2 protein-coding genes are annotated in these 1298 nt (G+C 69.9%); both read right to left on the reverse strand.

The genetic code is table 11. The features are described 5' to 3' along the window. Positions 1-116: 116 nt before the first annotated feature. Positions 117-593 carry a 30S ribosomal protein S7 gene (gene rpsG / locus ACTIFU_RS06385; protein ID WP_439577459.1) on the reverse strand — a complete coding sequence of 159 codons (477 nt, stop codon included), beginning with the start codon at positions 591-593 and terminating at the stop codon, positions 117-119. A 17-nt stretch (positions 594-610) separates the two neighbouring features. Then, a complete protein-coding gene (gene rpsL, locus ACTIFU_RS06390; RefSeq protein WP_439577460.1) occupies positions 611-982 on the reverse strand; it encodes a 30S ribosomal protein S12 in 372 nt (123 codons plus the stop codon). Positions 983-1298 lie beyond the last annotated feature (316 nt).

Here is a 1298-nt window from a genome sequence, read left to right on the forward strand (position 1 = left end):
CTTGCCATGGTCCACGTGACCAATCGTGCCGATGTTGCAGTGCGGCTTCGTCCGCTCAAACTTCGCCTTCGCCATGGTGGTTCTCCGTCGGCCGTCCGGTCAGCGTTGTGGGTGGGTTACCAGCGGTAGTGCGAGAACGCCCGGTTGGCCTCGGCCATCCGGTGCGTGTCCTCGCGCTTCTTCACCGCCGTGCCGCGGTTGTTCGCCGCGTCCATCAGTTCGTTCGAGAGCCGGTCCTGCATCGTGTGCTCGCCGCGCTTGCGCGCCGCGTCGATCAGCCAGCGGATCGCCAGCGCCTGGCGCCGCTCCGTGCGCACCTCGACCGGCACCTGATAGGTGGCACCGCCGACGCGTCGGCTGCGCACCTCGACGGCCGGCTTCACGTTCTCCATCGCCTCGTGGAACACGCGCAGCGGGTCGGCGTTCGCGCCGGCGCGGCGCTTCACCGTATCGAGCGCGCCATAGACGATCGCCTCGGCGGTGCTCTTCTTGCCGTCATACATCAGCGCGTTCATGAACTTCGACAGCACGATGTCGCCGAATTTCGGATCCGGCAGGACCTCGCGCTTCTCGGCGCGGTGGCGTCGCGACATGGATCAGGCCCTCCCCGTCACTTCGGCCGCTTGGCGCCGTAGAGCGAGCGCCGCTGGCGCCGCTTGGCGATGCCCTGCGTATCGAGCACGCCGCGCAGGATGTGGTAGCGCACGCCCGGCAGGTCCTTCACGCGCCCGCCGCGGATCATGACCACCGAGTGCTCCTGGAGGTTATGGCCCTCGCCCGGGATGTAGGAGACGACCTCGAACCCGTTCACGAGCCGCACCTTCGCGACCTTGCGCAGCGCCGAGTTCGGCTTCTTCGGCGTCGTGGTGTAGACGCGCGTGCAGACGCCGCGCTTCTGGGGCGAGCCCTGCAGCGCGGGGACCTTGTTGCGCTTCCGCCGGGCCTCCCGGCCCTTGGCGATCAGCTGGTTGATCGTCGGCATCCCATCCCTCTTGTCGCGCCGGCGCCCGGCCCTCAACGACACTCGACACAAACGACGTCGCGAGCCACGGCGAAGAGCCGCGCTCGCGCGCCCGAAACCTTCGACCCCGACCTCGGCCACCCCGTGGGGCAGCGGCACCGGAGCCGCTCGCATCATAGTCCCACCGCCCTCGAGGCTCGGAGGGAGGCAAGGCCGCGGAACCTAGCCCCGCCCCCCCACCCCGTCAAGCACGGACGGGCGTCCGGGGCGAAAGCAGATAACGGCCCCGGCATTCGCAATGCCCGGCGGCCCCGGGGTTGGGCCCCCCCGCCCCCCC

The sequence above is a fragment of the Elioraea sp. genome, from assembly GCF_051860475.1.
Taxonomy (GTDB): Bacteria; Pseudomonadota; Alphaproteobacteria; order Acetobacterales; family Acetobacteraceae; genus Elioraea.